A 7089-nucleotide genomic window follows, 5' to 3' on the forward strand; every position below is an offset into this window, starting at 1 on the left:
CGATAACGTTGTGTCTTACCTCTAGGCAATGCAGTTGAGTGTGCAGTAGTACTCAACTGTTTTTTCTAGGATTATATAACTAACTTGATTTTCGGGCTTACACCTCATCTCGCTTTCTTTCAAACCATGTGATACTTTATTTCCTGTTCTAAAAGCTTAAGGAAACTCAGTGGAACTTCAACTTTCTACTCTATCCATCCTATTATTATTTTTAATCATATTGGCTGCTTTTTTTGCCGGTACTGAAATCGGGATGATGTCTATTAATCGATATAAATTAAAACATCTAGTTAAGAAAGGAAATAAACAAGCCATTAGAGTGAATCAGATCCTTGCGCGTCCTGATCGATTACTTAGCGTTGTATTAATCGGTAATACATTGGCTAATATTTTTGCATCAACAATCGCAACTTTGATTGGACAACGACTTTACGGTGATGTTGGAATCGCTGTGGCAACGGCTCTTTTAACATTAGTCATATTAGTGTTTTCTGAAATGATTCCTAAGACATTTGCCGCAATTCATCCACAGCAGGTTGCATTTGTAACGTCTCTGCCATTAAGAATTTTGCAATGGATTTTTGCACCGTTAGTCTATGTAAGTAGTTCAATGTCTAATGGTGTCTTACACTTATTTCATGTTTCTGTGGATAAAATGCAAAAAGAAGCATTAACAGGCGAAGAGTTACGTTCAGTGGTTCATGAAGCGGGGGGATTATTGCCTGTTGAGCATAAAAGCATGTTAATTAGTCTCTTAGATTTAGAAACAGCCACAGTGGAAGATATTATGATTCCCAAATCAGAGATTGTTGGGATCGATATCGAAAAACCTTGGTCAGAAATATTGGAGCAATTGGAAACTGCAAAGCATACCAGACTTCCTTTATATCGTGATTCAGTAGATGATTTAGTAGGAATGATTCATATGCGTGATGCCTTAAACCTGGCTATAGAAGATAAATTAGATCTTAATAGTTTATTACATGCAGCTGATGAACCCTATTATATTCCGGAGGCTACTCCATTAAATGTCCAGCTCTTAAATTTTAGAAAAATAAAAAAGCGCAGTTCTTTTGTAGTTGATGAGTATGGAGACATTCAAGGATTAGTCACTATGGAAGATATTCTTGAAGAAATTGTAGGTGAGTTTACTACAGATGTAGCGGCATTAAGTCGAGATATCACTCCTCAAAATGATGGTTCAGTTATTGTGGATGCGGGTTTAACTTTACGTCATTTAAATCGATTAATGGGATGGCAATTACCGCATATCGGCCCCAAAACTCTAAGTGGCCTAATTGTTGAATATCTTGGCTACATTCCACCAGCGGAATCATGTTTAACCATAGAAAATTATCGTATTGAAATATTAAAAGTAGGGGATAATACGATTAAAAGTGTGAAAATGTTTAAAATAGGTAAAAAGCCACAAATTGCAGCACTTTTTGCAACAAAAAAATAGTAGTCATTCAGAGAAAAAACAGAGTATATAAGCATGCAATGCTTTTTGCCAACCGCTATAAAAAGATTAAGGTCTTATATCACTCTTTTAAAGCTATGACTTGCGCGGTAAACATATAACCACCATTGCGAATAGTTTTAATTAATGCTGGTTTTTTTGCATCAACCTCTATTTTTTGACGAAGTCTGCTTATTTGTACATCAATTCTTCGATCGAAAGGATTCAGATCGCTGTTTTTAGTAATTTGCAATAAAAGCTCTCGATCTAAAACTCGTTGGGGTTGTTGAACAAAAGTTAGTAATAAATCGTATTCACCTGCACTTAATGACAATTCCTGGTGGTCATCACGAAAAACTTGTCTGGATGCAGGATAAAGTCTCCAGTTGGAAAAAATAAGCACTTCTTTTTCATGTTCAATGTGATGCTGCGCTCTTAAAACGCGCCGATTAATAGCACTTATTCGTGCATGAAGTTCTCTTGGATAAAGAGGTTTTATTATGAAATCATCAGCACCTGCTTCGAGTACCTTAATACATGCATCTTCATCTGCAGTATCATTTATCACTAATAAAGGCACTGGATAGTTTGTATAAAACTGATGAATTATCTGAGGATCATTTTTTAAAATCGACCAATGAATTAGAATCGCTGCAGGTATTCCTGATATATTTTGCATCGGATCAAGTTGTTTTTTTTGAACTATCTTTATATTAAATTGTGCAAAATAATTTTTTAGAGCGTCACTGACCGGATCTTCATCAATAAATAGCAGATAGCTTGATTGTGGCATTAAATTCTCTAGGTTTAGGCATGATAGTGATGCATAATTTTGGCAAGTTTATTGCCTACTTGCAATTATTTTCGATACCTGTAAATTTAAAGCTCCATTTTGCTATCAAATTAGAGTCTGTTGATAATTGATTTCCATTATCTATGTTGGCTTTATTTCTGACACCCAACGTTATGTGAACCTAATGTTCAAATAGATTCACATCGTTTGGAAGCCAACAACCCTATTGTTTTTTCTTTTTTTCCAATAAAATAGTACGTAATAACTGAATAATAAATGCACCTAATTTCCTTTGTCTGCCTGATTGAGTTAGCGGGATGCCAATCTTTCTTGAGATTTTAGCTTTCAGAGCAGAGATACCAACAAGCCTTTTCCAGGAAAAGCCGCCACGATTCATTTTTACTCCCTTACATCAAATTAACAAATCCTATTATCCTAAAAAAAATAAAGAAGTTCTACTGAGTATCTTTAAATATGCTCGTTACAAATATTTTTTCTATAGCGCTATCCGCTAAGTTCTATACGTCGTTGCAAGCTCCTTTGGCTCAATCATGTACAAAAAAGTCTGATTTGGACGAAATTAAGTCGTTATTGCGCACCACGGGAGTAGAGAAACTCGATACATCTTTTGTTTATTTTGTAGATGCAGAAAATCGAGGATTGTCGCGGATAGATCAATTAATGCAACACGCGTATCAATTTTGTCATCTTGCGTGATTATTTGCTCATTTTTATAAATTCCGAAAGCCAATGCATTATGATACTGTTTAGGGGCTTACGGCTATTTATATGTCAATATATAGATCTTTAAATTAAAATAGGACAAACCTACACATTTTTTTCATTAAAGATCAGCTGTAGGACTATTAATATGCCAATTATAAATATAACCATCAATGCTATTAATATGTTTCAGTTGACTTTGTAAAGGCTCATTAGCAAATATTAATAAATGAAAAACCACATCTTGTTTCGTGCCGCCAAAATCTTCTTCATACCATTCATAGATCTTAGAGGTGATGAGCTTTCCTTCGACAACATGTACTCCTCTAAGAGAATTGATATAGGTTGTCGCTGCTTGATTCAATTGCTCCTCTAACTTATTGCCCTGATAGGCTTTTCTACTTAAGTTTGGAGCACCGATGGTGGCGTTATTTAAAGCATAATGGGTACGAGGATCGTTCCAAATTGCTCTAATAATACGATTATTGATATCATCCAAGGTCAAAGGAGTATTTTTAATAGTGATTAAACTTGCTCCCCAAGGACCTACACTGAATAAACCTGGAGAAATATTAATTTCTTGAATTGTAGTAATAGGGTAGTAGTTAGCAACAATTTGCACTGTCAAAGCATTATAAACATTAATCCAATAAGCGAGTTGTTCATTACGGTTGTAATTATCAATATTGATTTCTGACATGCTTTTTAAATAATTTTTTAATAGATTTAAATCTATTTGCGTCATATGGTTATAATCAACGAGATTGATATTTTCGTCATTAGTAATGACACGACGGTTTAGAAAAGTTTGCCAAAGTTGATGATTAATCACTTTATACGATAATGGATTATTCACTTCCCATCTAGGCCATAAACTTTTATAAAACGATGCATTTGCTAGCCCTGTAAAGAGGAGCATCAATAAGAGGATGAGAGATTTCTTTATAAACGTTACTAAAGAGAAATATTGATTTGTCGACTGGGCACTTGAACCCACATGCGATTGCGTGTACGCGCACTTAGAACTCTCTGGCATCTTTCTCTCTGTTGTGAGTTTCCAAAAGAGTCTCATATACTTGTTACGGCATACTGTTTTAAACATGAATTATTGCTCTGTTACGAAGAGCGTTTCCTATAGTGTTACCATCCAAAAACTCTAATTCTCCGCCTGATGGTATACCATGTGCCAATTGAGTCATATTTACTGGCTGATCACGCAAGAGCTGATGAATAAAATGAATGGTGGTTTGTCCTTCTACACTAGGACTCAACGCTAATATTACTTCTTTAATATTTTCTTGAATGATAAGCCTTTTAAGTCGTGGTAATCCTATGTCATCTGGTCCTAATCCATCAAGTGGAGAGATTTTCCCCATAAGGACGAAATATTTACCTTGAAAGGCATTACTTTGCTCTATAGCAGATACATCAGCTGGACTTTCTACTACACAAAGTAAAGAGGCATCTCTATCTGTGTTTTGGCAGATTGCACAAAGATTTTTCTCTGTGTAATTAGCACACCGTTCGCAGTGCTGTATTTGATTCATTGCTTGCTCCAAGCAAGAAGCAAGGAGCAATCCTCGCTGTCGTTGATGTTGGAGCAAGTGAAAAACCATACGCTGCGCAGATTTTGGGCCTACGCCTGGAAGACAGCGGAGTGCTTCGACCAAGCGGGTTAAAATATCCATGCTTAGGATTATTCCTTATCGCCCTTATCGCCACCCATTAAGTCAGTAGGAATATTAAGGCCCGCAGTTAATTGGCTGATTTTTTCTTTAGATGCTTTTTCAATTTTTCGTACGGCATCGTTAATAGCTGCAGCTACTAAATCTTCGAGCATTTCTACATCCTCTTCCATCATGGATGGTTTAATTTTCACTTCAGTTGCATCATGTCGGCCATTCATTTTAATTACTACCATGCCACCGCCAGCTTCACCGGTAACTACTAATTGGCTTAATTGCTGTTGCGCTTCTTGCATACGTTGTTGCATTTTTTGCGCTTCTTTCATTAGGTTACCAAGATTTTGATTCATATCCATTTGTTAGGACCTCATATGTTTAGGGTTAAATCGCATATATTATAAGTCATCTTTTAATGAGACAATAGAATTTTTGACCAATTCAGCTGAAAATTCTTGCTGAAGTTGCTGGAAAATAGGGTCATTAAGTAATGCATTCTCAGCATTTTTCTGTTTTTGTTGCATTATTTGTTCTTTTTGTTGAGCAGGGGATGCCTGAACTGACTCATCACTGTTTAGATTTATTTTTACTTGATCTTTATAATATTGGCTTAATGCATTTTCAATCCGAGTAAGTACTGTTGGTGTAAAAAGAGATTGATGCCCTTTAGCTACACGTAAAGTGATTTCGCGACCTTCTTTTGCAATGAGTTCAGCGTTTTCAACAGCGTTAAGTGCTAAACCAGTCAGTTTAAGATCTGGAATAATACTCGACCAACTTCTAGTTTCTTGATGAGTCACTTGCAGGTTCTCATCACTATTTTTCATAGTCGAACTAATAGCCTTGGGTGCTTTCTCTTCAGCATCTATCTTAGGAGGATTTATCGCTGCTTGCGTATTTGCAGCAGGCGTTTGTTGCTGAGGTAAACTATTCTGGCAGGAAGCTAAAGGAGGGCGGGCTACTTTAGAAACAGGCCTAAATGTTTGCATACGCAAAAGTGTCATGTTAAAACCAATGCCTAATTCTGGAGCAAGATGCATTTCTTCTCGCCCTTTTAGTCCAATTTGATAAAATAATTGAATATCTTCAGCTGAAATATGATGAGTAAGATTTATTATTTCTGAGGAGGGATTAATTAAAGGATTATTGTCACCAACGTTTTGGTAGATGGCTATTTGATGGAGATAATTAAGAAGTTCATCCAAAACATATTGAAAATGCCCTCCTTCAAGAGAAATTTGGTGGCTAATTTTTAAGAGCATGGAAGCATTTTGATCTGCCAGTGCTTGAAGTAATTGCAGGGCATAATCCTGTTGGGTATAGCCTAAGAGCATCTTAACATCGTTTGCGCATAATTGAGTGTCGCAGCCAGCAATGGCTTGATCTAAAAGACTTAATGCATCACGCATACTGCCCCGGGCTGCTTGAGCTAATATCTCTACCGCCTGGGCTTCAAAATCTAATTGCTCCTCTTTAAGAATTAGCTGCAGCTGTTGACTAATTAGTTCAGAAGTTAAATGCTTCAAATGAAATTGCAGGCAACGAGACAAGACTGTAATTGGTAATTTTTGTGGATCTGTGGTCGCTAAAATAAATTTAACATGTTCTGGCGGTTCCTCTAGGGTTTTTAGCAGTGCATTAAAACTATGTTGCGATAGCATGTGTACTTCGTCGATTAAATAAATTTTAAAGCGACCGCTAGTAGGAAGGTATTGTACGTTATCCAGTAAATCACGCGTATCTTCAACACGAGTTTTTGAGGCTCCATCAATTTCAATCAGGTCAATAAAGCGACCTTGTTCAATTGCGTAGCATGTTTCACATTGTAAACAGGGCTTAGAGTTAATACCTTGTTCACAATTTAGTGATTTAGCAAAAATTCGCGCGATACTTGTTTTTCCTACACCACGTGTTCCTGTAAATAAATAGGCATGGTGTAAACGTTGCTGATTGAGCGCATTAATTAAGGCGCTTTTAATATGATCTTGTCCAACCAGCTGAGAAAATGTACGTGGTCTCCATTTACGGGCAAGTGCCAGATAGCTCATATTAATGTTTCATATGTTGGGTGGCAGCTCTAAGAGCCGCACTTCGGCGCTCGAATCAATCGTTACCGCTGCTCCCTTCCGGGCCTGACGGGGTTCACAATCTATCGCCGCGAAGGGACCAATAGAGCCACCATAGTTGAATCGCGAAGATTAGCAAAAAAAAAGGGGAATAGCCAGCCCTATAAAAAATTATTTAAGTATCAAGCTTGCATTTTCAACATTATGTACTACATTAATATACGTTGTCTTATTGAAAATTAAAAATTAAACGTAAAATATTTTATAAAAAAATGCAGAAAGTGTTTGACACTGAGCCTGAAATGAGTAGAATACGCAGCACACCTTGAGGGTGAAGTTCATTAAGAAGAGAGAAGACAAACTGTG

8 protein-coding genes and 1 other RNA gene are annotated in these 7089 nt (G+C 36.5%); 2 read left to right on the top strand and 7 right to left on the bottom strand.

Going from position 1 to position 7089, the window contains the following annotated elements:
* Positions 1 to 169 precede the first annotated feature (169 nt).
* Positions 170 to 1462 carry an HlyC/CorC family transporter gene (locus Lsan_RS04155; protein ID WP_058513260.1) on the top strand — a complete coding sequence of 431 codons (1293 nt, stop codon included), beginning with the start codon at positions 170 to 172 and terminating at the stop codon, positions 1460 to 1462.
* A 79-nt stretch (positions 1463 to 1541) separates the two neighbouring features.
* Here Lsan_RS04155 and Lsan_RS04160 read toward each other — a convergent pair whose 3' ends face one another.
* Positions 1542 to 2252 (bottom strand): winged helix-turn-helix domain-containing protein, encoded by a 711-nt coding sequence (locus tag Lsan_RS04160; RefSeq protein WP_058513261.1) that lies wholly within the window; start codon positions 2250 to 2252, stop codon positions 1542 to 1544.
* A gap of 223 nt (positions 2253 to 2475) precedes the next feature.
* A complete protein-coding gene (locus Lsan_RS22445) occupies positions 2476 to 2649 on the bottom strand; it encodes a hypothetical protein (protein WP_165482579.1) in 174 nt (57 codons plus the stop codon).
* A 77-nt stretch (positions 2650 to 2726) separates the two neighbouring features.
* On the opposite strand from Lsan_RS22445, the gene Lsan_RS04165 reads away from it, so the two are divergent.
* A complete protein-coding gene (locus tag Lsan_RS04165) occupies positions 2727 to 2969 on the top strand; it encodes a hypothetical protein (protein WP_058513262.1) in 243 nt (80 codons plus the stop codon).
* A 127-nt stretch (positions 2970 to 3096) separates the two neighbouring features.
* Here Lsan_RS04165 and Lsan_RS04170 read toward each other — a convergent pair whose 3' ends face one another.
* The 5 genes from Lsan_RS04170 to ffs all read right to left on the bottom strand — a co-directional run bounded on the left by Lsan_RS04170 (position 3097) and on the right by ffs (position 6829).
* On the bottom strand, positions 3097 to 3894 hold the full coding sequence (locus tag Lsan_RS04170; protein WP_058513263.1) for a DUF547 domain-containing protein: 798 nt from the start codon (positions 3892 to 3894) through the stop codon (positions 3097 to 3099).
* Between the two features lie 175 nt (positions 3895 to 4069).
* On the bottom strand, positions 4070 to 4663 hold the full coding sequence (gene recR, locus Lsan_RS04175) for a recombination mediator RecR (protein ID WP_058513264.1): 594 nt from the start codon (positions 4661 to 4663) through the stop codon (positions 4070 to 4072).
* Between the two features lie 8 nt (positions 4664 to 4671).
* Entirely contained in the window at positions 4672 to 5016 is a 345-nt protein-coding gene (locus Lsan_RS04180; RefSeq protein WP_003633327.1) for a YbaB/EbfC family nucleoid-associated protein, read from the bottom strand.
* A gap of 39 nt (positions 5017 to 5055) precedes the next feature.
* On the bottom strand, positions 5056 to 6705 hold the full coding sequence (dnaX, locus tag Lsan_RS04185; protein ID WP_058513265.1) for a DNA polymerase III subunit gamma/tau: 1650 nt from the start codon (positions 6703 to 6705) through the stop codon (positions 5056 to 5058).
* A 27-nt stretch (positions 6706 to 6732) separates the two neighbouring features.
* Positions 6733 to 6829: signal recognition particle sRNA small type (gene ffs / locus Lsan_RS21210), an RNA gene on the bottom strand.
* Between the last annotated feature and the right edge of the window lie 260 nt (positions 6830 to 7089).

This window comes from Legionella santicrucis (assembly GCF_001468135.1).
In the GTDB taxonomy this organism is placed as follows: Bacteria; Pseudomonadota; Gammaproteobacteria; order Legionellales; family Legionellaceae; genus Legionella; species Legionella santicrucis.

Coding starts and splice junctions, on each gene's coding strand:
- Lsan_RS04160 (WP_058513261.1), bottom strand. CDS start 2,252: ATGCCACAATCAAGCTATCTGCTATTTATTGATGAAGATCCGGTCAGT.
- Lsan_RS22445 (WP_165482579.1), bottom strand. CDS start 2,649: ATGAATCGTGGCGGCTTTTCCTGGAAAAGGCTTGTTGGTATCTCTGCT.
- Lsan_RS04165 (WP_058513262.1), top strand. CDS start 2,727: ATGCTCGTTACAAATATTTTTTCTATAGCGCTATCCGCTAAGTTCTAT.
- Lsan_RS04170 (WP_058513263.1), bottom strand. CDS start 3,894: ATGCTCCTCTTTACAGGGCTAGCAAATGCATCGTTTTATAAAAGTTTA.
- recR (WP_058513264.1), bottom strand. CDS start 4,663: ATGGATATTTTAACCCGCTTGGTCGAAGCACTCCGCTGTCTTCCAGGC.
- Lsan_RS04180 (WP_003633327.1), bottom strand. CDS start 5,016: ATGGATATGAATCAAAATCTTGGTAACCTAATGAAAGAAGCGCAAAAA.
- dnaX (WP_058513265.1), bottom strand. CDS start 6,705: ATGAGCTATCTGGCACTTGCCCGTAAATGGAGACCACGTACATTTTCT.